This is a genomic window from Burkholderia sp. SIMBA_051, assembly GCF_046534915.1.
GTDB classification, from domain to species: Bacteria; Pseudomonadota; Gammaproteobacteria; order Burkholderiales; family Burkholderiaceae; genus Burkholderia; species Burkholderia ambifaria.
In genome coordinates, this window is sequence record NZ_JAWRXS010000003.1 from 222,895 (window position 1) to 246,695 (window position 23,801).

Genomic DNA, 23,801 nt, shown 5'->3' on the forward strand with positions numbered 1-23,801 from the left:
TCCGCATGCCTGGCGCGATCGGGCGAGGATCGCGATGAACCGGGCCGTCGTGTCGTCCCGCGTCGACGCCGCGCGTGCGCGCGTGTCGCCGTCGCCCGCTCGCCGCGTCTGGCAGCGCTTTCGCCAGCAGCGCCTCGGCTACTGGAGCTTCGTGATCTTCTTCGTCGCGTTCGCCGCTAGCCTCGCGGCGCCGCTGTGGTCGAACGACAAGCCGCTCGTCGTGCGCTACGACGATCATTACTATTTCCCGATGTTCCATGCGTACCCGGAGACGACCTTCGGCGGCGACTTCCCGGCGCAGGCCGACTATCTCGATCCGTACGTGCGCAAGCGGATCGAGGCGCCGGGCAACTTCGTCGTCTATCCGCCGAACCGTTACTACTACGACACGCTGAACTACTTCTCGAGCGTGCCGAACCCGGCGCCGCCGTCGCGCGAGAACTGGCTCGGCACCGATGCGCAGGGGCGCGACCTGCTCGCGCGGCTCGTGTACGGGTTCCGCGTGTCGGTCGAGTTCGGGCTGATCCTGACCGTGATCGGCACGCTGCTCGGGATCGCCGCGGGTGCGGTGCAGGGTTTCTTCGGCGGGCGCATCGACATCGTCGGACAGCGGCTGATCGAGATCTGGAGTTCGCTGCCGGAGCTGTACCTGCTGATCATCTTCGCGTCGATCTTCGAGCCGAGCTTCCTGCTGCTGATCGTGCTGCTGTCGCTGTTCGGCTGGATCGGCCTGGCCGACTACGTGCGCGCCGAATTCCTGCGCAACCGTACCCAGGACTACGTGCGCGCGGCCCGCGCGATGGGGCTCACGAACTGGCAGATCATCTGGCGCCACGTGCTGCCGAACAGCCTGACGCCCGTGATCACGTTCCTGCCGTTCCGGATGAGCGGCGCGATCCTCGCGCTCACGAGCCTCGACTTCCTCGGGCTCGGCGTGCCGCCACCGACGCCGAGCCTCGGCGAGCTGCTCGCGCAGGGCAAGGGCAACCTCGACGCGTGGTGGATCTCGCTGTCGACGTTCGGCGTGCTGGTCACGACGCTGCTGCTGCTGACCTTCATGGGCGACGCGCTGCGCAACGCGCTCGACACGCGGATCGCCGACTCGGTGCGCGCGGCGGGAGGCCAGCGATGAGCGACACGGTCGTATCGAAATCGGGCGAGCCGCTGCTGTCGCTCGAGCATCTGCATGTGCGCTTCGGCGACACGGTGGCCGTCGACGACGTGACGCTCGCGATCGGTCGCGGCGAGCGCGTCGCGCTCGTCGGCGAGTCGGGGTCCGGCAAGAGCGTGACCGCGCTGGCGATCCTGCGGCTGCTGCGCGATGCCGACGTGAGCGGCACGATCCGCCTGGCCGGACAAGACCTCGCAGCCAAGAGCGAGCGCGAGATGCGCGGGCTGCGCGGCTCGGACATCGCGATGATCTTCCAGGAGCCGATGACGGCGCTCAATCCGCTGTATACGATCGGCGCGCAGATCGGCGAGACGATCGTGCTGCACGACGGCGTGACGGCGGCCGAGGCGCGCAAGCGCGCGATCGCGCTGCTCGCGCGCACGGGCATTGCGGAGCCGGAGAAGCGCGTCGACAGCTACCCGCACCAGCTGTCGGGCGGCCAGCGGCAGCGCGCGATGATCGCGATGGCGCTCGCGTGCCGGCCGCGCCTGCTGCTCGCGGACGAGCCGACCACCGCGCTCGACGTGACGATCCGCGCGCAGATCGTCGACCTGCTGCTCGAACTGCAGCGCGAGGAGGCGGAAAAGCGCGGGATGGCGATCCTGCTGATCACGCACGACCTGAACCTCGTGCGGCACTTCGCCGATCGGGTCGCGGTGATGGAGCGCGGCAAGCTGGTCGAAAGCGGGCCGGTCGAGCGGATCTTCGCGCAGCCCGAGCATCCGTATACACAGCGGCTGCTGAACAGCCGCCCGCAGCGCGCGGTCGTGCCGGTGATGCCCATTGCGCCCGTCGTGCTCGACGCGCGCCACGTCAGCGTGCAGTTCGCGCGCAAGCGGCCGGGCTTCGCGGGCTGGTTCGGCACGGTGCCCGTGACGGCGGTCGCGGATGCATCAGTGTCGGTGCGGCAGGGCGAGACGCTCGGCATCGTCGGCGAATCGGGGTCCGGCAAGTCGACGCTCGCGATGGCGCTGCTCGGGCTGCAGAAGACGGCGCACGGCGAAATCGAATTCCAGGGGCGCGCGCTGTCGACCTATCGCGGCCGGGAACAGACCGCGCTGCGCTCGAACATGCAGGTCGTCTTTCAGGATCCCTTCAGTTCACTTTCTCCGCGTCACACGATCGAGCGGATCGTCGGCGAGGGGCTCGAACTGCATCGACCGGAACTGACGCCGGACGCGCGCCGCGCGAAGTCGCTGGCCGTGCTGCGCGAAGTGGGGCTCGACCGCACGGTGCTGCATCGTTATCCGCATGAATTCTCGGGCGGCCAGCGCCAGCGGATCGCGATCGCGCGCGCGCTCGTGCTGGAGCCGCGCATCCTGATCCTCGACGAACCGACGTCCGCGCTCGACGTGTCGATCCAGCAGCAGGTGCTGAAACTGCTCGCGAATTTGCAACAGAAATACAACCTGGGCTATGTGTTCATCAGCCACGACCTGGAGGTGATCGGCGCGATGGCACACCGCGTCGCGGTGATGCAGGAGGGGGTCGTCGTGGAGTCGGGAGAGGTCGCCGAGATCTTCGCCAGACCGTCACATCCTTACACACAAAAGCTGTTGAAAGCGGTCTGGAAAGCGTGATAGGCCGCCAATGGTCTGATCATCTCGATTGTATTTATTAATTTGTTTTGACAAACGATTACGCGCTGGCTAGTATCGACCGAAATTTTCCGCCAATCAGCTGATTTTTAAGCAAATTCCATCGCCCAATGCAGCATCGATCCTTGACCCAGGCATGCGCGCGCACCATCGCCGGGCTCTTCATCGGCGCCCTGTTCGCAGCAGCTCCCGGCGCGTTCGCCGACGAAGTCAGCAGTTTTAGCCAGAATGCCAGCAATTCGACTCAGATTGGGTCGGGTTCCTCCCTCCAGCAGAACAGCGCGCAGCCGTCCAGCGGCGGTGCGAAGTCGTTCCTCGCCGGCATGGCGGGCAAGGCAGGCGACGTGGTCGTCGGCGCGCTCAACATGATCGGCGTGCGCTATCGCTGGGGCGGCAACTCGCCGGATTCGGGCCTCGACTGCAGCGGCTTCGTGCGCTACGTGTTCCAGGACACGCTCGGCATGTCGCTGCCGCGCCGTGCGGAAGAAATGAGCCGCGTGGGCGAGAAGGTCAGCATGAGCAACCTCAAGCCGGGCGACCTCGTGTTCTTCAACACGATGCGCCGTACGTTCTCGCACGTCGGCATCTATATCGGCGACAACAAGTTCGTGCATTCGCCGTCGACGGGCAGCACCATTCGCGTCGACGATCTCGACAACGGCTACTGGGAAAAGCGGTTCACCGGCGCACGCCGGCTCGAATCGGAGTTTCCGATGAAGGCCGACGACCTGCGCCAGCGCGTGCGCGCGACGATCGGCGACGACGCGAACGGCAGCAACTGACGCTCGCCGGCGCTCCGCCGAATCGAAAAACCCTGTCACCGAAAGGCGGCAGGGTTTTTTGTTTTGAAGTGCGCGGAACCGGTGGGCGGAAGTGTCACCGCGGGCGGTGCGTGAGCCGTCATGCGTCGCGCACCGCGCTGCGTCCGATTACGCCGCCGCGACGCCGCGGGCCGCCGCGAGCTTGCGTTGCAGCTCGGGCATGATGCGCGCGACGGCTTCCTCGCCCGCGAGGATGGCCGCGTTGCGCTGGTTGAAGTCGCTGCCGCCCATCGCCGCAAGGTTCGGGCGGATCACGACGTCCGCGTACTTGTCGAGCTCGTAGGACTTGATCGTCTGGCCCATGATCGTGAAGGTCTGCAGCAGCATCTCGATCGGGTTGTTGGTCGCCGCGCCGTCCGGCCGCGCCGAGATGTCGACCGCGATCACGAAGCTCGCGCCCATCTTGCGCGCGAACGACGCGGGCACCGGGCTCACGAGGCCGCCGTCGACGTACTCGCGGTTGCCGATCCTCACCGGTTCGAACACCGACGGCACGCTGCACGACGCGCGCACCGCGAGCCCCGTATTGCCCTGCTGGAACAGGATCGGCTGGCCGCTCTGCAGATCCGTCGCGACGATGCCGAGCGGCTTCGCCATCTTCTCGATCGGCCGGTTGTTGAGCGTCTTGTTCAGGAAGTTCTGCAGCGCGACGCCCTGCAGCAATCCGCGCGAGCGGAACGGCAGCGCCCAGTCGCTGATCGCCGCCTGATCCATGTCGAGCGCGATCTTGTTGATCTGCAGTGCGGTCATCCCGGACGCGTACAGCGCGCCGACCACCGAGCCCGCGCTCGTGCCCGCGACGAGCTCGACCGGGATGCCGCGGGCCTCGAGCGCCTTCAGCACGCCGATGTGCGAGAAGCCGCGGGCGGCGCCGCCGCCGAGCGCGATGCCGATCTTCACGGTTTTTTCCTGCGACTGCGCGGGACGGGATTTGTCGCCGAACGACGTACAGGCGGCGAGGCTGGCGGACGCGCATGCGATCGTGAAGTGACGGCGCGACAGGCGAGGGGACGACATCGATTGATTCTCCGGCGGCTTGGCGGCGGGCCGTGCGGCCCGCGGCGGCGATAGGTTCCGAGCGGCCGTGCGGCGGAATCCGGGCGGCCGGCGCGGCGCCGGCTGGCGGCCGCGGCGCGCACATCATAAAGCAAGCGGCGCGCTTGGCGCGAAGACCGGCGCGAGTATAATTCCGGCTTCTTTCCCGTTCCGGGCGCGGCCGGCCCCATCGCTGTCCGGGCTGCCGCCGTCGATCCCGCGTCGAATCATTCATGCGCCCCAGGCGTTCGAGTTACCGTTTATGACCCGTCCTGTCCGTACCCGCTTCGCGCCGAGTCCCACCGGCTTCATCCACCTCGGCAACATCCGCTCCGCGCTCTATCCGTGGGCGTTCGCCCGCAAGATGAAGGGCACGTTCGTGCTGCGTATCGAGGATACCGACGTCGAGCGTTCGTCGCAGGAAGCCGTCGACGCGATCCTCGAAGGGATGCAGTGGCTCGGCCTCGATTTCGACGAAGGCCCGATCTACCAGATGCAGCGGATGGACCGCTATCGCGAGGTGCTCGCGCAGATGCTCGAGCAGGGCCTCGCGTACCCGTGCTACATGTCGGCCGAGGAACTCGACGCGCTGCGCGAACGCCAGCGCGAGGCCGGCCTGAAGCCGCGCTACGACGGCACGTGGCGTCCGGAGCCGGGCAAGGTGCTGCCCGAGCCGCCGGCCGGCGTGAAGCCGGTGCTGCGTTTCCGCAACCCGCTGACCGGCACGGTCGTGTGGGACGACGCGGTGAAGGGCCGTGTCGAGATCTCGAACGAGGAACTCGACGACCTCGTGATCGCGCGCCCGGACGGCACGCCGATCTACAACTTCTGCGTGGTCGTGGACGACATGGACATGAACATCACGCACGTGATCCGTGGCGACGACCACGTGAACAATACGCCGCGCCAGATCAACATCCTGCGCGCGCTCGGCGGCGAGCCGCCCGTCTATGCGCACCTGCCGACCGTGCTGAACGAGCAGGGCGAGAAGATGAGCAAGCGGCATGGCGCGATGAGCGTGACGGCTTACCGTGACGCCGGCTTCCTGCCGGAGGCCGTCGTCAACTATCTCGCGCGTCTCGGCTGGTCGCACGGCGACGCTGAAATCTTCACGCGCGAACAGTTCGTCGAATGGTTCGACCTCGAGCATCTCGGCAAGTCGCCCGCGCAGTACGACCACAGCAAGCTGAGCTGGCTGAACGCCCACTACATCAAGGAAGCCGACAACGCGCGCCTCGCCGCGCTGGCCAAGCCGTTCCTCGACGCGCTCGGCATCGAGGACGCGGCGATCGCGACGGGCCCGGCGCTCGACGCGGTGGTCGGCCTGATGAAGGATCGCGCGACGACGGTCAAGGAGATCGCCGAAGGCGCCGCGATGTTCTACCGTGTGCCGGCGCCGGACGCCGACGCACTCGCGCAGCACGTGACCGATGCGGTGCGTCCGGCGCTGGCCGACCTCGCCGCCGCACTGAAGGCGGCCGACTGGACGAAGGAAGCCGTGTCCGCGGCGCTGAAGGCGACGCTCGGCACGCACAAGCTGAAGATGCCGCAGCTCGCGATGCCGGTGCGCCTGCTGGTGGCGGGCACGACGCATACGCCGTCGATCGACGCGGTGCTCGTGCTGTTCGGTCGCGATGTCGTGGTGTCGCGTATCGAGGCCGCGCTGGCCTGAGGTTGGGGCGCGAGCGAGGCCGTCCGCGCGTGAGGGCGGCGCGGCTTCGCAAAAAATTTCGCTCGAATCGCAAAAAGGGTATTTACAAGTTCAAAATCGGTCCATATAATCTCATTTCTGTTCTGCAAGGGGGTATAGCTCAGCTGGGAGAGCGCTTGCATGGCATGCAAGAGGTCAGCGGTTCGATCCCGCTTACCTCCACCATCAGAGCAGAATGGATTGAGTTGTGAAGCAGCGGCAGTAGTAATAAATGCTTCACAAAATGATTTAAAGCAGTTAGAATTTCGGCCTTCGCTGTTGCGGTGAATGAATAGCGAAAGTCAGACAGATCTGAAAAGATTATGTCCCCTTCGTCTAGAGGCCTAGGACATCACCCTTTCACGGTGAGTACAGGGGTTCGAATCCCCTAGGGGACGCCAGATTCAGCGGCGTTTCGTAGAAGTGTCGCGAGGCTTGCAGAACGTAACCGACGTCCTGCAGGTAACGGTGCAGAAAGTTGGAGCGGTAGTTCAGTCGGTTAGAATACCGGCCTGTCACGCCGGGGGTCGCGGGTTCGAGTCCCGTCCGCTCCGCCAGAACGAAGCCCGTTCAAGACGTTTTTGAGCGGGCTTTTGTATTAAAGATGTAAGCAGTACGCTGTCCCCTTCGTCTAGAGGCCTAGGACATCACCCTTTCACGGTGAGTACAGGGGTTCGAATCCCCTAGGGGACGCCAGGATTCAGCGGCGTTTCGTAGAAGTGTCGCAACGCTTGCAGGGCGTGAACGTGGTCCTGCGGGTGGTGGTGCAGAAAGCTGGAGCGGTAGTTCAGTTGGTTAGAATACCGGCCTGTCACGCCGGGGGTCGCGGGTTCGAGCCCCGTCCGCTCCGCCAGAACAAGCCCGTTCAAATGAACGTTTTGAACGGGCTTTTGTATTAAAGATGTAAGCAGTACGTTGTCCCCTTCGTCTAGAGGCCTAGGACATCACCCTTTCACGGTGAGTACAGGGGTTCGAATCCCCTAGGGGACGCCAGATTTCGGCGTCGTTCGAACAAACGATGCGCCGGCAGGAAGCGACGCCTGCCAGGCAAGAAGCAACACTGGAGCGGTAGTTCAGTTGGTTAGAATACCGGCCTGTCACGCCGGGGGTCGCGGGTTCGAGTCCCGTCCGCTCCGCCAGAAAATGAAGAAGCCCGCCTTGTGTCGGGCTTTTTCATTTGCGTTTTCCGTTCGTGCCCACTTGCAGGCGCCGCTACGAGAAATTCGCGATTGCATCCGCCCGCGACTGCGCTATCGTGGCGGGATGCGTTCTTGACCCCCGCGCGATGCTCGATCCGACCGACCTGCGATTGCTGTATCAGCTCCGGCCCGCGGAGCCTGGCGATTTTCCGTTTGCCGAGGCGCTCACGCACGGCAACATGGGCGGCTATTACAAGCGCCATGGACTCGTCTGGCGCAGCGACCTGTTCTATGCGAGCTGGCGCGAATCCGAAAACTTCATCCTGGAAGCCGACGGCGAACGCATCGGCGTGCTGCGCGTGACCGAGGAGGGCGATTCGCTGCACATCCGCGACGTGCAGATTGCAGCCGGTCATCGCGGCCAGGGCGCCGGCACCTACATGCTCGACATGTCGCTGCGCTGGGCGCGCGCCCGCGGGCTGCACGAACTGCAGTTGCGCGTGTTCGTCGACAATCCGGCCGCGCGGCTCTACCAGCGCATGGGCTACCGCGTCACCGGGCCGAGGCTCGCGCAGCTCGGCTCGATCCGCCACATGGTGCGTACGGTCTGAGCGAATAACGGTGCAGCGCGGAGAGCGTCAGCGGGCGGTGCCGAACGCGTCGTCGTCGAGGGCGTCGTCCGTCGCGATGCCGTCTTCCGCGCCGCGGTGCTCGTAGCCGCGCAGCATGAACGCGCGCGGGCTTTCGCCGAACGCGCGCCGGAACATCGCCGAAAACGCACTCTGGCTCTGGTAGCCGAGCTCGCGTGCGATATGCGACAGCGGACGCCCCTGGTTCAACAGCGGAATCGCGCGCGCGAGCAGCGCCTGCTGCCGCCACTGCGAAAAGCTCACGCCCAGTTCCTGCTTGAAGAGCCGCGAAATCGTGCGCGTGCTCGCGCCGACCTCGCTTGCCCAGTGCTCGAGCGATTCCGCATGCGCCGGCTGCGCGAGCACCGACTCGCACAGCATGCGCAGCCGTTTCTCGTCGGGCATCGGCACCGCGAGCGGCAGCGGTTCGGCGCGGCTCAGCTCGTCGAGCACGAGCCCGCACAGCAGCCGCTCGCGCGCATCGCTCAGGTCGCGCGCGTCGAGCGCGACGATCAGTTCGCGCAGCAAGCCCGTCACCTCGACCACCCGGCATGCATCGAGCCCGTCCGGCACGATCGACTCGTCGATATACAGCGTGCGCAGATACGCGTCCTCGACGATCACGACTTCATGCGTGACGTGCGGCGGCACCCAGATCGCGCGGGACGGCGGCACCATCCACGTCGTCCCGGTCGTCGCGACGCGCAGCACGCCGCGCGACGCGTACGCAAGCTGCGCCCACGCATGCGTGTGCAGCGGGATCCGGCGGCCGGCATCCACCTGCCGCGCCCGGACGCGCATCGGGTGGACGCGGGTCGGCGCGAACTCGGGCGGGATGTCGATGACGTCGTAGGGGTTCGATGCGTCGGCTTGGGCAGGCGGATTCATGGACGACTCGGTCGGCGCGGCGGCGATGCCGTTATTTTAGAAGGCGCCGCGCAGGCGCATGCGGCGGTTTTTCGGCCGATAATGCACCGTTCAAATGAACTTTGTATGGGGCCGTGCGCATTCCGGCCACGGGCAAGTTTGGGCCTGCAGACGCGCGGGGCCAAAAAATATCGGGCCGCGAGCGCGGTCTACCGATGCGGGCGCGTTGTCGCGCGAGCGGCGCCCCGAACGCCCTGAAGACGCCGGTGCCCGCGGCGCGGCCGCGACGGCCCGGCATGGCAACACCTGAATCGAAGAGGAGAACCAAGATGCGCTACGTATTCGTCTACGGCACGTTGAGAGCGGGAGAAGCCAACGACATCGGCCATGCGGCCGCGCGGCACGGGATCGCCGCGCCGACGCTGCTCGGTGCGGCCGCGCTGCCGGGCGAACTGTACGATTTCGGCACGTACCCGGGCATGATCGCCGGGCCGGCCAGCCAGTCGCTCGTATGGGGCGACGTCTACGAGATCGACGAGCAGTTGATGCCCGTGCTCGACGAGATCGAGCGCGTCTATCCGGGCGTCGATACGCTGTTCCGGCAGGAGCCGGTGACCGTCCAGCTCGGCGGCCGTACGTACGCGTGCGTCTACTATCCGGTCGCCGCGCATGCGGCAGCCGACCGTCCGCGCATCGCATCGGGCGACTGGGTGCAGCACCGGCGCGAGCGGGAAGCCGCCTGAGCGTCCGCGCGGCACCGCTGCGCCGCAAAGAAAAAGCGCCCTGGCTGAACTACACCTCAAAAGTTGGATGCGAATCCAACCTTTGGGGTGTTTTTCATGGCAGGCGCTTTTCATGCCACCGGCCGGTGCGACCGGCGGCGGGCAGGTTGGGCACGACCGGGCCGGCAGGACCCGGCCCGCGCCGTCAGATTTCCTCGTACAGCGGCAGCGTCAGGAATTCGGTGAAGCCTTCCGACGTCGACATCTGTTCGAAGATCGCAGCCGCACGCTCGTACGGCTGCGTGTTGCCGCCGACGGAGCGCTTCACGTTGTCGAGCTCGGCCTTCGCGAATTCGCGCACTAGTTCCGCCGTGACCTTGCGGCCGTCGTCGAGCACGCCCTTCGGCGAGCGGATCCACTGCCATACCTGCGAGCGGGAGATTTCGGCTGTGGCCGCGTCTTCCATCAGGTTGTGGATCGGCACGCAGCCGTTGCCGTCGAGCCACGCGCCGAGATAGTGAATGCCGACGTTGATGTTGTTGCGCAGGCCGGCTTCGGTGATCGGCGCTTCAGGCTGGAAGTCGAGCAGGTTCTTGCCTTCGATCTGCACGTCGTCGCGCTGCTTGGCGATCTGGTTCGGCTTGTCGCCGAGCACCTTGACGAATTCCTCCATCGCGATCGGCACGAGGCCCGGGTGCGCGACCCAGCCGCCGTCGTAGCCGTCGGTCGCGTCGCGCTGCTTGTCCGAGCGCACGCCGCCCATTGCCTTCTCGTTCGCCTGCGGATCGTTCTTGATCGGAATCAGCGCGCTCATCCCGCCGATTGCCGGTGCGTTGCGCTTGTGGCAGGTCTTCAGCAGCAGCAGCGCGTACGCGCGCATGAACGGCACCGTCATCGTGATCTTCGCGCGGTCGGCCAGGCAGAAGTCGCGATCGTTCTTGAACTTCTTGATCGCCGAGAAGATGTAGTCCCAGCGGCCGGCATTCAGGCCCGCGCTGTGTTCGCGCAGCTCGTACAGGATCTCGTCCATCTCGAACGCGGCGAGGATCGTCTCGATCAGCACCGTCGCGCGGATCGTGCCGCGCGGCACCCCGACCGCTTCCTGTGCCGCGACGAAGATGTCGTTCCACAGGCGCGCCTCGAGGTGGCTTTCCATCTTCGGCAGGTAGAAGTACGGGCCCGAGCCGCGCGCGATCAATTCCTTCGCGTTGTGGAACAGGTACAGCGCGAAATCGAAGATGCCGCCGGACACGCGCTGGCCGTCGACCGTCACGTGCTTCTCGTCGAGATGCCAGCCGCGCGGACGCACGATCAGCGTCGCGACCTTGTCGTTCAGCCGGTACGACTTGCCGTTCTGCTCGAGCGAGATCGTGCGGCGCACGGCGTCCTTCAGGTTGATCTGGCCGTCGATCTGGTTCGTCCAGCTCGGCGCGTTCGAATCCTCGAAGTCCGTCATGTACGAGTCGGCGCCGGAGTTCAGCGCGTTGATGATCATCTTGCGCTCGACGGGGCCCGTGATCTCGACACGGCGGCATTGCAGGTCGGCCGGCAGCGGCGCGACCTTCCAGTCGCCTTCGCGGATCGCCTTCGTGTCGGCCAGGAAATCGGGGCGTTCGCCGGCGTCGAGGCGCTTGGTGCGTTCGACGCGGGCCTGCAGCAGCGCCTGGCGGCGCGGCTCGAACGTGCGGTGCAGCGCCGCGACGAGTGCGAGCGCGTCAGGCGTCAGGATTGCTTCGTAACCCGGCTTGATTTCGCCGGTGATCGCCATGCCTTGCGGCAGCGTGATCGGGGTGCTCATGAGTCTCATCTCCTTGGTCGGTCAGTTGCGGTTTCGGTGAAGGGGGAAGGCGGCAGCGCCGCGACCGTCATGCGCCCGGGCCGGGGCGCGCGCGGTTTGCGGGTCTGCCGGACGGAGCCGGGGTGGCGAGGAAGGCGAGCAGGTCGGCCATGCCGCTGCCGGTGCCGTCGGGCGGCGCGCCGAGTTCCTCGGCGGGTGCGCCCGTGCGGTTGAGCCAGAACGTCGTGTAGCCGAACCAGGCGGCCCCCGCGACGTCCCACGCGTTCGACGACACGAACACGATGTCGCGCGCGTTCGCGCCGAACGCCGCGGTGCCGAGTGCGTAGACGGCCGGGCTCGGCTTGTACGCGCGCACGGTGTCGGCCGACAGCACGCGATCGAACAGGCCGGTCATGCCGGCGCTCTTGATCGCGATGTCGAGCATCTGCGGGTTGCCGTTCGACAGGATCGCGAGGGGCGGGCGCGGCTCGAGCGCGCGCAGCTTGCGCAGCGCGGGCAGCGTGTCGGGGTAGGTGGACAGGCACGCGTATTCGTCCATCAGGCGTTTCTCGGCCGCGCTGTTCAGCGTGAGGCCGAGCACGCGCGCGGCGAAGCGCAGCGCGTCGAGCGTGATGTCGCGAAACGGGCGATAGCGGGCGCCGGCCGGATCGGCGAGCGTGCGCAACTGCGAGTATTCGATTTGCTTGCGTCGCCACAGCTGCGACAACCGCTCCCCGTGACCGGGAAACATCTGCTCCGCCGCGGCCACGACCGCATGCACGTCGAACAACGTGCCGAATGCGTCGAAGAGGATTGCGTCGGGAGAGGAGAGTGTCGTTGTGGCCGACATAGCCTTGCGCTCCAGTTTCAGAGGTCGAGTCGATTCTATTCGTGATCACATGTACTAAAAAAGACGCTAATCATCACTTGATCTTTTACTTTAATATACATAATCTTGACCGGCTTAAGCTATTTGAAGGGCGGGATGGCCGTCCTTTCGAGTCATGGACCGGTTCAAACAGATCGAAACGTTCGCCGCGGTCGCGGCGAAGGGCAGCCTGTCGGCGGCCGCGCACGCGGAAGGCGTCGCGCCGGCGATCATCGGCCGCCGCCTCGACGCGCTCGAGGAGCGGCTCGGCGTCAAGCTGCTGGTGCGGACGACCCGCAAGCTCACGCTGACCTTCGAGGGTTCGGCCTTCCTCGAGGATTGCCAGCGGATCATCAACGACATGCAGAACGCGGAGGCGAGCGTGTCCGCCGGCGGCGTGAAGGCGAGCGGCCACCTGCGTATTTCCGCGCCGGCCGGCTTCGGGCGGCGCCACGTCGCGCCGCTCGTGCCCGAATTCAGCGGCGCGCATCCGGACGTGTCGGTCACGCTCGACCTGTCCGACCGGATGGTCGACCTCGTCAACGAAGGGTTCGATTGCGCGGTACGGCTCGGCGAGCTGCCCGATTCGTCGCTGGTGTCGCTGAAGCTCGGCGAGAACCGGCGCGTGTGCGTCGCGTCTCCGGCGTATCTCGCGCGGCGCGGCACGCCGGCCACGCTCGCCGAACTCGCGCGCCACAACTGCCTCGCGCTGGCCGCGAACGCGAACCAGCAGCGCGGCTGGGCGTTCCAGGAGGGCGACAAGGTCGTGTCGATCCGCGTGAACGGTACGATGGAATGCTCGGACGGCGCGGTGCTGCACGAGTGGTGCCTCGCCGGCTACGGCCTGGCATGGCGATCGTGGTGGGAGGTCGGCGACGACATCGCGGCCGGCCGCCTCGTCAGCGTGCTCGATGCGTTCGCGGCGCCGCCGATCGGTATCCACGCGGTGTTTCCGCAGCGGCGCCACCTGCCGCTGCGCGTGCGGCTGTTTCTCGATTACCTGAAACATACCTACGAGCGGCCCGGGTATTGGGGCGAGTAGCGCGCGGCCGCCCGCGCGTTTCCGATATGAGGGCGAACCCGCTGACGGCGCCGGCCGCCCGGTTTCGCGCACTACAATCGAAACTGGCATGCGCGACACGCCGGGGCCGGCTCGCATGGGTTCGCGGCGCGCGCGGTGCGTCTGACGCAGGAGGGCGCGATGTTCCGGCACATCCTCGTTCCAACCGACGGTTCCGAACTGTCGCAGAAGGCGATCGACGGCGCGATCGACCTGGCGCGCGCGGTCGGCGCACAGGTCACGGCCTACGCGTGCCTGCCGCAGTATCCGTACTCGCCGTTTTCCGAAGTGATCATCGAGCCGCCCGCCGATTTCCGCGCGCGCAGCGAGCGCGAGGCGCGCGCGCACCTCGACGAGGTGCAGGCGGCCGCGAAGGCGGCCGGCGTCGTCTGCGACAGCTGGACGAGCGTGCATCCGTCGCCGTATCTCGGCATCATCGAGGCGGCCGAACGCGGCGGCTGCGACGTGATCTTCATGGCGTCCCACGGACGCCGCGGGCTCGGCAGCCTGCTGATCGGCAGCGAGACGCAGCGCGTGCTGACCCATACGAAAATTCCGGTGATCGTCTATCGGTAGCGGCGACGTCGTCCGTGGCCGCGCGGGCGGCGGCACGGCAGCGCCGCTGAAAAAGGGCGCGCCGGACGAAGCCGGCGCGCGTCGTTGCAGGCGGCCGAGGGCCGCGCGCGGCGGGTCGCGCGGGTCACCGCGCGCCTGCCGTCTCCTCCCTGATTTTTGTTCGGTGCCGCCGATGCCGCGCCGTCGCGTGACGGGCGGGCATCGGCGTGACGCTTGCGCGCGTTACGCGACCTTCTTGCCGTCGAAGAACTGTTCGTCCTCGGTCGAGCCGTGCAGCGCGGTCGTCGATGCTTCGCGCTCGACCGTCTGCGTCACTGCGTCGAAGTAGCCGGTGCCGACTTCGCGCTGGTGCTTGACGGCCGTGAAGCCCTTGTCGGCCGCCGCGAACTCGGCCTGCTGCAGTTCGACGAACGCGCTCATCTGCGTGCGGGCATAGCCGTGCGCAAGGTTGAACATCGAGTAGTTCAGCGCATGGAAGCCGGCCAGCGTGATGAACTGGAACTTGTAGCCCATCGCGCCGAGTTCCTTCTGGAACTTCGCGATCGTCGCGTCGTCGAGGTTCTTCTTCCAGTTGAACGACGGCGAGCAGTTGTACGACAGCATCTTGCCCGGGAACTGCTTGTGGATCGCTTCCGCGAACTTCTTCGCGTACTCGAGATCCGGCTTGCCCGTTTCGCACCAGACGAGGTCGGCGTACGGCGCATACGCGAGCCCGCGCGAGATCGCCTGATCGATGCCCGGCTTCGTGCGGAAGAAGCCTTCGACCGTACGCTCGCCCGTCAGGAACGGCTTGTCGTTGTCGTCGATGTCGGACGTGATCAGGTCCGCTGCTTCCGCGTCGGTGCGTGCAACCAGCACGGTCGGCGTGCCCATCACGTCCGCGGCCAGACGCGCCGCCGACAACTTCGCGACGGCCTCGCGCGTCGGCACGAGCACCTTGCCGCCCATGTGGCCGCACTTTTTCACCGATGCAAGCTGGTCCTCGAAGTGGACGCCCGACGCGCCTGCCTCGACCATCGCCTTCATCAGTTCGAACGCGTTCAGCACGCCGCCGAAGCCGGCTTCCGCATCCGCGACGATCGGCGCGAAGTAGTCGACGTAACCTTCGTCGCCCGGGTTCTTGCCTTCGGACCACTGGATCTGGTCGGCGCGCGTCAGCGTGTTGTTGATGCGCTTGACGACGAGCGGCACCGAGTTCGCCGGGTACAGCGACTGGTCCGGGTACATTTCGCCCGCGACGTTCGCGTCGCCGGCCACTTGCCAGCCCGACAGGTAGATCGCCTTGAGACCGGCCTTCACCTGCTGCATTGCCTGGTTGCCGGTCAGCGCGCCGAGCGCGTTGACGAACGGCTCTTCGTTCATGAGGCTCCACAGCTTTTGCGCGCCGCGCTTGGCCAGCGTGTGCTCGACGGCGATCGAGCCGCGCAGGCGAACCACGTCGTCAGCGGTGTAGCTGCGCTTGATGCCTTTCCAGCGCGGATCGGTTTCCCATTGCTGTTGCAGTTCCTGCGCCTGTTGGTGTCGCGACATGATGAGCTCCTTGATACGGTGCGTTGCCTGATGAGTCGAATCGGACGGTGAGGATGCTGTTTGCGAAGCGGAGCGGGGTGCTGCCGTTTCGCGAAGTCTTGTATAAGAGTCTAGGCAAACCGACCGACATGAAACAGGGGCTATCTCAGGAAGTTCGAAATTTTTTAATCGTTATGAATCAAAAGGTTGCCAGTAACGTTTCGCAATGAGAAACGATTTTTCCCATCTCGCAATCGTAAGGTTGTGCCGCGCAGCATGACTTTTTACGACGCAAAAAAATTTTCCGCATCGTGAAATGTGGGGCGGGACGAAAAAAACCGGCGCGGGTGCGCCGGTCTGCCGGATGGGATGGCCCTCCGTCGGGCGGCCGCAGCCGCCCGGGCGTGCTTACGACGCCGAGTTGCTGCGACGCGGGCCGCTGCTGCGCTGGCCGTCGCGACGCGGGCCGCCGTCACGGCTGCCGCTCGGCTTGCCGCTCCAGCCGCCGCCATTGCCGCCGCCGTAGCTGCGGCCGGCGCCGGCATGACCGCCGCCCGGCTTGCCGCCGAAACGACGACCGCCGTTACCGCCGCCCGGACGGCCGCGGCCGCCGGTGCTGCCGTTGCGCGCGGGTGCCTTGCGCGGCTCGAAGCCTTCGATCACGTTGACCGGCAGCGGCGAGCGCACGAAGCGCTCGATGCGCTTGAGCGCGCCCTGTTCGGCGTGGTGCACGAGGCTCACCGCGGTGCCCGAACGGCCGGCGCGGCCCGTACGGCCGATACGGTGCACGTAGTCTTCCGCGAACTTCGGCAGGTCGTAGTTGAACACGTGCGTGATACCCGGGATGTCGATGCCGCGGGCCGCGACGTCGGTCGCAACCAGCACGCGCACACGACGCTCGCGCAGCGCACGGATCGTGCGGTTACGCGCGCCCTGCGGCAGGTCGCCGTGCAGTGCGGCCGATTCGAAGCCTGCGTCGGCGAGACGGCCGGCGAGCTGGTCGGCGTCGATTTTGGTCGCCGTGAAGATGATCGCCTGGTCGAGCGCGTCGTCGCGCAGCAGGTGATCGAGCAGGCGATCCTTGTGGTCGCGGTCGTCGACGTAGTGCACGGTCTGCGCGATGTTCGTGCGCGACTCGAGGCGCTGCTGGATCTCGATGCGCTCCGGGTCCTTCAGCAGGCGGCCCGTCAGCGAACCGATCTTGCCGTCGAGCGTGGCCGAGAACAGCATGGTTTGGCGCGACGCGGGCGTTGCCGCGACGATCGTCTCGATGTCGTCGATGAAGCCCATGTCGAGCATGCGGTCGGCTTCGTCGAGCACGAGCATCTTCAGTTCCGACAGGTCGATACGGCCGCGTTCGAGGTGATCGAGCAGGCGGCCCGGCGTGGCAACCAGGATTTCCGGGTTCTTCGCGAGCAGCATCAGCTGCTGGCCATAGGCGACGCCGCCGAGGATGCTGACGGTGCGCAGGCGCTTCAGGTGCTTGCCGTAGGTCGATGCGGCCGTCGTGACCTGCATCGCGAGTTCGCGGGTCGGCGTGAGCACGAGCAGGCCCGGGCGCGCGACGGGTTGCGGGCGGCGCACGCGGCGGTCGCCCTGGCTCGGTTCGCGCGGCGTGCGCGGTTGCTGCGCCAGCGTCTTCTGAAGCTGCGCGAAACGTTCGATCGCAGGCAGCATGAAGGCGGCCGTCTTGCCCGAACCGGTCGGGCTCGACACCAGCAGGTCACGGCCGGCGATGCCGGCCGGAATCGCGCGCTGTTGGACCGGCGTCGGCTTCACATAGCCGGCGGCCTCCAGCGCGGAGACGATCTCCGGCGACAGCCCGAGCGACGCGAAGCTGGGCTCGTCCGACGCCGGTTCGATCGCGGCCGGTACGGCGGCGTCGTCGAGACCGAGCGCCTGGTCGGCGATCGCGTTGAGCGGGCTGGAGTTAATGCTCGAAGTCATAACAATCCTTGAAACACAGTGGGTGAAACGTCGGCGCCAATCGCGCATACCCAAGTCGTCGGATTCAGCGAGCAAATCAGGAAACGGGGGTGCAATCCGCCGAACCTTCGGCGGATGAGGCATTAGAAGCTGTTTTGGGTGCGGCGCGCTTCAGGAGCGGGGCCGCCAGCCTGAGAGTGACGACCGCGAGGGTCGAAGCAGGAGGGGACAGGTTCTAAACCGGATTGGAGCATAACGCTACGAGGCGCCTGGCCGGAACGGCTTTCGAGCCGAGCGCGGGGGTGACGCAGGCCGCATTATAAAGAAACTTGCTGCGCTGCGCCACTGATTTGATTGCCGATTGCGGGGAGGGCGATCCGGTCAGGATGCCGTGCCGTTCTTCAGCGATTCGACGAGTTCCACATACTGTTGCTTGGCGGCGTCCTGCGACGTGCCTTTCAGCGCTTCCCACGCGTCGTACTTGTACTTGCCGACGATATCGGTGAAGCCCGGCTTGTCGCCGTGCGCGTCGCCGTCGGTCGCTTGCTTGAAGAGCGCGTACAGGCGTAGCAGCGTCAGGTTGCCCGGTCGCTCGGGCAGTTGCTTGACGTCGACCTGGGCCTGGTCGAATTGGGCGGTGAGATCGCTCATCGTGTGTCTCCGTAAGGGTTTCGAGTCGGCCGATCTTAACAAGCGCCGCGCCGCGCGGGGTCGAGCGATCCTTCCAAACCGCCGGCCGCGCGGCGCACGCATCTGGATCGGGTCCGATCGCCCGTGGGAGCGGGGCGCCGCATTACAATGTCGGCCATGACGCAAACAGTGCTCCTCGCCATCGATACGTCGACCGAATTCTGCTCGGTCGCGCTGCTGCGCTCGGCTCCGGCCGATGACGCCGTTTCCACCCCGCAAACCTGGGTCCGCCACGAGCCGACGGGTGCCGTGTCGAGCACGCGCGTGCTGCCGGCCATCCAGGAACTCTTCGCCGAATCGGGCCTGTCGTTCGCCGACTGCGACGCGATCGCGTTCGGCGCGGGCCCCGGCTCGTTCACCGGCCTGCGTACCGCGACCGGCATTACCCAGGGGCTCGCGTTCGGCCGCGGGCTGCCGGTCGTGCCGGTCAGCACGCTGCTCGCGTGCGCCGAAAACGCGCGTCTGCGCGCGCCCGGCACGACGCGCGTGCTGGCCGCGCTCGATGCGCGGATGGACGAAGCGTACTGGGCCGATTTCGCGTGGGACGACCAGGCGGGCGACTGGCGCACGCTGCATCCGGCGTCGCTCGACGCGCCGGGCGCCGTCGGCGTGCCTGACGTGCCGTTCACGCTCGCGGGCAACGCGGCGGCCGCGTTCGGCGCGCAGTTGCCGGCTGCCGCCGCGGCAGCCGTGATCGACGGCGACGCGCTGCCGCATGCGCTGGCGGTCGCGCATGCCGCGCTGCGGGCGTTTCGCGCCGGCCGTACGGTGCCGGCCGACCAGGCCGCGCCGGAATACGTGCGCGACAAGGTCGCGCAGACCACCGCCGAGCGCCTCGCGGCGCGCGCCGCGCAGACGGGCGGAGCGAAAGGATGACGGGTGTACTGCTGAGCGACCGCTATTTGTCGCCGATGACCGACACCGACCTCGACGAGGTCGTCGCGATCGAGCAGGTCGCGTACGAATTCCCGTGGAGCCGCGGCAACTTCGAGGATTCGCTGCGCAACGGCTATTTCGGCGTGTGCCTGCGGCACGTGACGGGCGCGCTCGTCGGCTATTGCGTGCTGATGCCGGTGATCGACGAGATGCACCTGCTGAACCTGTGTGTTGCCCCGGCCGCCCAGCACTCGGGTGCGGGCCTCGCGCTGCTGCGCGAAGCGGTGCGCATCTCGCGCGCGGAGCGGCTCGACGGCGTGCTGCTCGAGGTGCGGCCGTCGAATCTGCGCGCGATCCATCTGTACGAGCGCTTCGGCTTCGTGACGATCGGCCGGCGCAAGAACTACTATCCGGCGCGGCATCGCGGCCGGGAGGACGCGATCGTGATGCGTCTGACGCTGAACAAGGACGAAGGGGACACGCATGGCGTGGGCTGAAGCAGCGCTCGAGGAAATGGGTCTCGCGCAGATCTGGGTGCGGCGCGGGCAGCGCGCGCAAAGCGCTGAAGCGGGCGAAACACCGCCTGCGGCATCCGGCGGAGGGGGCGACGCGTCCGCCGTTGCGGCCGCAACCGGCGCATCCAGTGCATCCGGCGCATCCAGTGCATCCGGTGCATCCGGCGTATCCGGCGTATCCGGCGTATCCGGCGCGGCCGGCGCGGCCAAACCGCGGGCGGCGACGCAGCAGCCGCATGCCACGCAGCCGCCTGCGCGGGCGGTCCCGCGTGACGATACGCCGCCGGTGGGCGGCGCGGCTCGCAATGCGGCACCGAGCGACGAAGCGGTTATGCGTACGGCGACGGCCACGCGCGCCGCGATCGACGACAACCGTGCGTCCGTCGAGCCCGCACCGTCTGCCGCCGCGGACGACATGCCGCCGGCCACCGAAGACGATTTCGCGTGGTTCGACGCGGCGCCGCCCGGCGATCCGCTGCCGCCGGACGAAGCGCGTCCTGCCGCAACGCCGGTGGCGATGCTCGACTGGGAGACGCTCGCCGCACGCGTCGCCGACTGCACGAGCTGCCGCCTGTGCGAGAAGCGCACCAATACCGTGTTCGGCGTCGGCGATCGTGAAGCGGACTGGATGCTGATCGGCGAAGCGCCGGGCGAGAACGAGGACAAGCAGGGCGAGCCATTCGTCGGCCAGGCCGGCAAGCTGCTCGACAACATGCTGCAGTCGCTGGCGCTCAAGCGCGGCGAGAACGTCTACATCGCGAACGTGATCAAGTGCCGGCCGCCCGGCAATCGCAATCCTGAACCCGACGAGGTCGCGCGCTGCGAGCCGTACCTGCAGCGTCAGGTCGCGCTCGTGAAGCCGAAGCTGATCGTCGCGCTCGGCCGCTTCGCCGCGCAGACGCTGCTGAAGACGGACGCGAGCATCGCGTCGCTGCGCGGCCGCGTGCACACGTACGAAGGCGTGCCGGTGATCGTCACCTACCACCCGGCGTACCTGCTGCGCAGCCTGCAGGACAAGTCGAAGGCGTGGGCCGACTTGTGCCTTGCGCGCGATACCTTCCAGCAGGCGGGGGACGCCGACGCGACCGGGCCGGTCGCCCAATGACGCACGACGCGGCGTTCGCGTTCGTCGATACGCTGCGCGATGTCGCGGTCCGCGATCTGGGCTGGCTCCTCGCGAGCCCGAGCCTGCTCACCGCGGCGCCCGGCGCGCCGCTCGCGCATCCGTGGTCGGATGCGCCAGAACGGGTGGCCGTCGAAGCGTGGCTCGTCGCGCTCGACGCCGCGCCCGAGCCGCTGCACCGTGCGCTGGACGGGCTGCGGCCGGTGCGGCTCGGACGCTATGCCGAATGCCTGCTCGAATATTTCCTCACGCACGGGCCGTCGCTGCGGCTCGTCGCCGCCAATCTGCCGCTGCGCAGCAACGGCAAGACGCTCGGCGAGGTCGATTTCCTCGTCGATGCGCCGGGCGGGCAGCGCCTGCACTGGGAGCTTGCCGTGAAGTGCTACCTGTGCGCGCCGGTGGCGGGCGACGCATCGCTCGCGGATTTCGTCGGTCCGAATCTCGTCGACCGCCTCGACCGCAAGCGCAGCCGGCTGCTCGAGCATCAGCTACGGTTGAGCGATCGCCACGGGTTTGCGCTGCTCGGCTACGGCGCGCCGTCCGATGCGCAGATGTTCATCAAGGGCTGGTTGTTCTATCCGTACGGTGTGCCGCTGCCACCAGTCGCCGCGGAAATCGCGGCCGATCATCCGCGCGGCTTCTGGCTGACGCACGCGCAGTGGCCGGCCTGGGCGGCCGCGCAACCCGACGGCGCGGCGTGGAACGTGCTGGCGCGGCTGGCCTGGCTCGCGCCGCGGCGGGTGGCGGCCGACGCCGCGCCCGAACCGCTGGCGAATTCGCTTGCGCTGCCATCCGTATTGACGACCCGCCAGGCGCCCGCGCTGATCGGCGTCCATCGACAGGACGGCGACGGTGTGTGGCGGGAGACCGCGCGCGGCTTCATCGTGCCGGACGACTGGCCGGCGCGCGCGCAGGCGTTCGCCGCGCAGGACGACTGACGCCGCGTCAGCCGGCGCTTACCACCAGCGATGGAAGTGATGGACCGGGCCGACGCCGTGGCCGACGTCGAGCTGGCCGCTCGCGGCGATCGCGCCGGTCAGGTAGACCTTCGCGTCGCGAACCGCACTCTCGAGATCCGGCCGCTGCGGCAGCAGCGCGGCAATCGCCGACGACAGCGTGCAGCCGGTGCCGTGCGTGTTGCTGACCGGCACGCGCGTGCCGCCGAGCCGCACGGCATGCGCCGCATCGACGAGCCAGTCGGGGCTCGCGGCCGCGTCGGGCAGGTGGCCGCCTTTCATCAGCACGGCGTTCGCGCCTGCCTGCAGCAGCGCGTGGCCTTGCCGGACCATGTCGTCTTCGGTCGTCGCGGGCGTGTCGCCGAGCAGGGCGGCCGCTTCGGGCAGGTTCGGCGTGACGACGGTCGCGAGCGGCAGCAGCACGTCGCGCAACGCGTCGACCGCGTCGGGTGCGAGCAGCGCGTGCGAACTCTTCGAAATCATCACCGTATCGAGCACGACGAAGCGCGGCGCGTAACGCCGCAGCGCGTCGGCCACCGCATGCACGATCGCCGCGTTCGCGAGCATGCCGATCTTGACCGCGTCGATGCGGATGTCGTCGAACACCGCGTCGAGCTGCGCGGTCACGAACGCTGCGTCCGGCGCGTGCACGCCGCTCACGCCGCGCGTGTTCTGAGCGGTCAGCGCGGTGATCACGCTCGCGCCGTACGCGCCGAGCGCGGAGAAGGTCTTGAGGTCGGCCTGGATGCCTGCGCCGCCGCCCGAGTCGGAGCCGGCGATCGTCAGGACGTTGGGTATCGGGTGCGTCATGATGGCAAGGCGCCGGTGCGAAGACCGGCGCCGACGGACGGAAACGGACAGTGTAGCGTCAGTGCCGCGATTCGCCGATCAGCGCGACCGAGTCGAACTGGCGCTGGTTCGCCTGGTGGCGGCGCATCACGAGCCACATCGTCAGGCAGACGAACGTGCCGAACAGCACGATCACGACGCCGACCGGCACGTCGAGCCAGACCAGCACCGCATACAGGCACAGCATCACGAGCACCGACAGGTTCTCGTTGAAGTTCTGCACCGCGATCGAGTGGCCGGCCGACAGCAGCACGTGGCCGCGATGCTGCAGCAGCGCGTTCATCGGAACCACGAAATAGCCGGACAGCGCGCCGACGCCGATCAGGAAGATGTACGCGACGATCAGGTACACCGGCAGGCGCAGGTGGCCGAAATGCACGGCCCAGTGCGCGGGGAACAGGTCGCGCGTGTAGAACGCCATCAGCATGACCGCGATGCCCATCATGATGCCGACGGGCAGCACGGACAGCGACTTCTTCAACGGGATGCGCGCGGCGGCGGCAATCGCGCCGCCCGCGACGCCCACCGCGACCACGGCCTGCAGAAGCGCGCCTTCGGACAGCGACATGTTGAGCGAGACTTCGGCCCACTTCAGCACGATGAACTGCAGCGTCGCGCCCGCGCCCCAGAACAGCGTCGTGACCGCGAGCGAGATCTGGCCGAGCTTGTCGCGCCAGAGCACCGTGAAACAGTCGGCGAAATCGGTGAGGAGCTTGACCGGGCCGCGCTCCTGCTTCGGGTAGCGCGCACCGGTATCGGGGATCCGCAGGTTGAACATCGCGGCGATCACGTAGATCGCCATGATGATCGCCATCGCCGCTTCGGCGGGTGTGCTGATCCAGGCGGGCGTGTGCGCGATCACGTGCGATGCGATGTGCGGACTGATCAGCGCGCCGCCGAGCACGGTGCCGAGAATGATCGAACTGACGGTCGTGCCTTCGATCCAGCCGTTCGCGGCGACGAGCCGGTCGGCCGGCAGCAGCTCGGTCAGGATCCCGTATTTGGCGGGCGAGTAGGCCGCGGCGCCGAACCCGACGATCCCGTACGCGATCAGCGGGTGGGCACCGAACAGCATGATCAGGCAGCCGACCACCTTGATCGAGTTGGTGATGAACATCACGCGCCCCTTCGGACGCGAATCGGCGAACGCACCAACATAAGCCGCCAGCACCACATAGGACAACACGAAGAACAGCTTGAGCAGCGGTGTCATCCAGTTGGGGGCGTGGAGGTCTTTCAGCAGGGCGATGGCGGCGATGAGAAGCGCATTGTCGGCCAACGACGAGAAAAACTGCGCGGCCATGATGGTGTAAAAACCTTTTTTCATCTGATGCGATGCTTTCGTCGCTGCGGCAGGGCCGCGTAGGCCGCCTGGTATGCGATCGGCTTATTCCGTTCGAAATG

Annotated in this window: 21 protein-coding genes and 7 tRNA genes; 19 read left to right on the forward strand and 9 right to left on the reverse strand. The window is 67.2% G+C overall.

Annotated elements, in window-relative coordinates; translation table 11 throughout:
* Positions 1–34: 34 nt before the first annotated feature.
* From SB771_RS08475 to SB771_RS08485, 3 genes are all read left to right on the forward strand, one after another.
* Entirely contained in the window at positions 35–1,132 is a 1,098-nt protein-coding gene (locus tag SB771_RS08475) for an ABC transporter permease (RefSeq protein WP_175660503.1), read from the forward strand.
* A complete protein-coding gene (locus tag SB771_RS08480; protein ID WP_175660504.1) occupies positions 1,129–2,751 on the forward strand; it encodes an ABC transporter ATP-binding protein in 1,623 nt (540 codons plus the stop codon). The genes SB771_RS08475 and SB771_RS08480 overlap by 4 nt, the downstream gene beginning before the upstream one ends.
* Before the next feature lie 128 nt (positions 2,752–2,879).
* A complete protein-coding gene (locus SB771_RS08485) occupies positions 2,880–3,551 on the forward strand; it encodes a C40 family peptidase (protein WP_175660505.1) in 672 nt (223 codons plus the stop codon).
* Between the two features lie 147 nt (positions 3,552–3,698).
* Here the strand turns inward: SB771_RS08485 and SB771_RS08490 are convergent, their stop codons facing one another.
* A complete protein-coding gene (locus SB771_RS08490; RefSeq protein WP_175660506.1) occupies positions 3,699–4,607 on the reverse strand; it encodes a patatin-like phospholipase family protein in 909 nt (302 codons plus the stop codon).
* Between the two features lie 280 nt (positions 4,608–4,887).
* On the opposite strand from SB771_RS08490, the gene gltX reads away from it, so the two are divergent.
* The 9 genes from gltX to SB771_RS08535 all read left to right on the forward strand — a co-directional run bounded on the left by gltX (position 4,888) and on the right by SB771_RS08535 (position 8,065).
* The gene (gene gltX / locus SB771_RS08495) at positions 4,888–6,297 is read left to right on the forward strand and encodes a glutamate--tRNA ligase (RefSeq protein ID WP_105834210.1); all 1,410 of its coding nucleotides are present in this window, start codon (positions 4,888–4,890) and stop codon (positions 6,295–6,297) included.
* Between the two features lie 128 nt (positions 6,298–6,425).
* Positions 6,426–6,501: transfer RNA gene (locus tag SB771_RS08500), tRNA-Ala, on the forward strand.
* Between the two features lie 139 nt (positions 6,502–6,640).
* A tRNA-Glu gene (locus SB771_RS08505) sits at positions 6,641–6,716 on the forward strand.
* A 79-nt stretch (positions 6,717–6,795) separates the two neighbouring features.
* Positions 6,796–6,872, forward strand: a tRNA-Asp gene (locus tag SB771_RS08510).
* A gap of 63 nt (positions 6,873–6,935) precedes the next feature.
* Positions 6,936–7,011 (forward strand) — tRNA-Glu (locus tag SB771_RS08515).
* 80 nt (positions 7,012–7,091) lie between these two features.
* Positions 7,092–7,168 (forward strand) — tRNA-Asp (locus SB771_RS08520).
* Positions 7,169–7,232: 64 nt separating this feature from the next.
* Positions 7,233–7,308, forward strand: a tRNA-Glu gene (locus tag SB771_RS08525).
* Positions 7,309–7,377: 69 nt separating this feature from the next.
* A tRNA-Asp gene (locus SB771_RS08530) sits at positions 7,378–7,454 on the forward strand.
* Between the two features lie 146 nt (positions 7,455–7,600).
* Complete coding sequence (locus SB771_RS08535; protein WP_006762691.1) at positions 7,601–8,065, forward strand: GNAT family N-acetyltransferase; 465 nt, start codon at positions 7,601–7,603, stop codon at positions 8,063–8,065.
* A gap of 27 nt (positions 8,066–8,092) precedes the next feature.
* On the opposite strand, the gene SB771_RS08540 is transcribed toward SB771_RS08535, so the two are convergent.
* A complete protein-coding gene (locus tag SB771_RS08540; protein ID WP_175660507.1) occupies positions 8,093–8,971 on the reverse strand; it encodes an AraC family transcriptional regulator in 879 nt (292 codons plus the stop codon).
* 308 nt (positions 8,972–9,279) lie between these two features.
* Between SB771_RS08540 and SB771_RS08545 the strand changes: the two genes are divergently transcribed.
* Entirely contained in the window at positions 9,280–9,693 is a 414-nt protein-coding gene (locus SB771_RS08545) for a gamma-glutamylcyclotransferase (RefSeq protein ID WP_175660508.1), read from the forward strand.
* A 184-nt stretch (positions 9,694–9,877) separates the two neighbouring features.
* Here the strand turns inward: SB771_RS08545 and aceB are convergent, their stop codons facing one another.
* Together aceB and SB771_RS08555 are read right to left on the reverse strand one after the other, a co-directional pair.
* Positions 9,878–11,470, reverse strand: coding sequence for a malate synthase A (gene aceB / locus SB771_RS08550; protein ID WP_175660509.1), 1,593 nt, complete (start codon positions 11,468–11,470; stop codon positions 9,878–9,880).
* A 67-nt stretch (positions 11,471–11,537) separates the two neighbouring features.
* Positions 11,538–12,299: a haloacid dehalogenase type II gene (locus SB771_RS08555; RefSeq protein WP_165751634.1), complete on the reverse strand. Its 762-nt coding sequence runs from the start codon at positions 12,297–12,299 to the stop codon at positions 11,538–11,540.
* Positions 12,300–12,453: 154 nt separating this feature from the next.
* Between SB771_RS08555 and SB771_RS08560 the strand changes: the two genes are divergently transcribed.
* Both SB771_RS08560 and SB771_RS08565 read left to right on the forward strand, forming a co-directional pair.
* On the forward strand, positions 12,454–13,359 hold the full coding sequence (locus SB771_RS08560) for a LysR family transcriptional regulator (protein ID WP_175660510.1): 906 nt from the start codon (positions 12,454–12,456) through the stop codon (positions 13,357–13,359).
* Positions 13,360–13,518: 159 nt separating this feature from the next.
* Complete coding sequence (locus SB771_RS08565; RefSeq protein WP_006755353.1) at positions 13,519–13,953, forward strand: universal stress protein; 435 nt, start codon at positions 13,519–13,521, stop codon at positions 13,951–13,953.
* Positions 13,954–14,175: 222 nt separating this feature from the next.
* Here the strand turns inward: SB771_RS08565 and aceA are convergent, their stop codons facing one another.
* The 3 genes from aceA to SB771_RS08580 all read right to left on the reverse strand — a co-directional run bounded on the left by aceA (position 14,176) and on the right by SB771_RS08580 (position 18,039).
* Positions 14,176–15,483, reverse strand: coding sequence for an isocitrate lyase (gene aceA, locus SB771_RS08570; protein ID WP_175660511.1), 1,308 nt, complete (start codon positions 15,481–15,483; stop codon positions 14,176–14,178).
* Between the two features lie 387 nt (positions 15,484–15,870).
* A complete protein-coding gene (locus SB771_RS08575; protein WP_105832925.1) occupies positions 15,871–17,409 on the reverse strand; it encodes a DEAD/DEAH box helicase in 1,539 nt (512 codons plus the stop codon).
* A 360-nt stretch (positions 17,410–17,769) separates the two neighbouring features.
* The gene (locus tag SB771_RS08580) at positions 17,770–18,039 is read right to left on the reverse strand and encodes an acyl-CoA-binding protein (protein ID WP_011657309.1); all 270 of its coding nucleotides are present in this window, start codon (positions 18,037–18,039) and stop codon (positions 17,770–17,772) included.
* A gap of 147 nt (positions 18,040–18,186) precedes the next feature.
* On the opposite strand from SB771_RS08580, the gene tsaB reads away from it, so the two are divergent.
* From tsaB to SB771_RS08600, 4 genes are read left to right on the forward strand one after another with little or no spacing between them, the layout of a single operon-like run.
* Complete coding sequence (gene tsaB / locus SB771_RS08585; protein WP_175660512.1) at positions 18,187–18,954, forward strand: tRNA (adenosine(37)-N6)-threonylcarbamoyltransferase complex dimerization subunit type 1 TsaB; 768 nt, start codon at positions 18,187–18,189, stop codon at positions 18,952–18,954.
* Entirely contained in the window at positions 18,951–19,451 is a 501-nt protein-coding gene (gene rimI, locus SB771_RS08590; protein ID WP_011657307.1) for a ribosomal protein S18-alanine N-acetyltransferase, read from the forward strand. Before tsaB ends, rimI begins: the two co-directional genes overlap by 4 nt.
* Entirely contained in the window at positions 19,438–20,574 is a 1,137-nt protein-coding gene (locus SB771_RS08595; RefSeq protein ID WP_175660513.1) for a uracil-DNA glycosylase family protein, read from the forward strand. Before rimI ends, SB771_RS08595 begins: the two co-directional genes overlap by 14 nt.
* On the forward strand, positions 20,571–21,530 hold the full coding sequence (locus SB771_RS08600; RefSeq protein ID WP_175660514.1) for a DUF1853 family protein: 960 nt from the start codon (positions 20,571–20,573) through the stop codon (positions 21,528–21,530). Before SB771_RS08595 ends, SB771_RS08600 begins: the two co-directional genes overlap by 4 nt.
* Positions 21,531–21,548: 18 nt before the next feature.
* Here SB771_RS08600 and thiD read toward each other — a convergent pair whose 3' ends face one another.
* Together thiD and lplT are read right to left on the reverse strand one after the other, a co-directional pair.
* Positions 21,549–22,358 carry a bifunctional hydroxymethylpyrimidine kinase/phosphomethylpyrimidine kinase gene (thiD, locus tag SB771_RS08605; RefSeq protein WP_175655528.1) on the reverse strand — a complete coding sequence of 270 codons (810 nt, stop codon included), beginning with the start codon at positions 22,356–22,358 and terminating at the stop codon, positions 21,549–21,551.
* 58 nt (positions 22,359–22,416) lie between these two features.
* Positions 22,417–23,724, reverse strand: a complete 1,308-nt coding sequence (gene lplT / locus SB771_RS08610; RefSeq protein WP_011657303.1) for a lysophospholipid transporter LplT — start codon at positions 23,722–23,724, stop codon at positions 22,417–22,419.
* Positions 23,725–23,801: the final 77 nt, after the last annotated feature.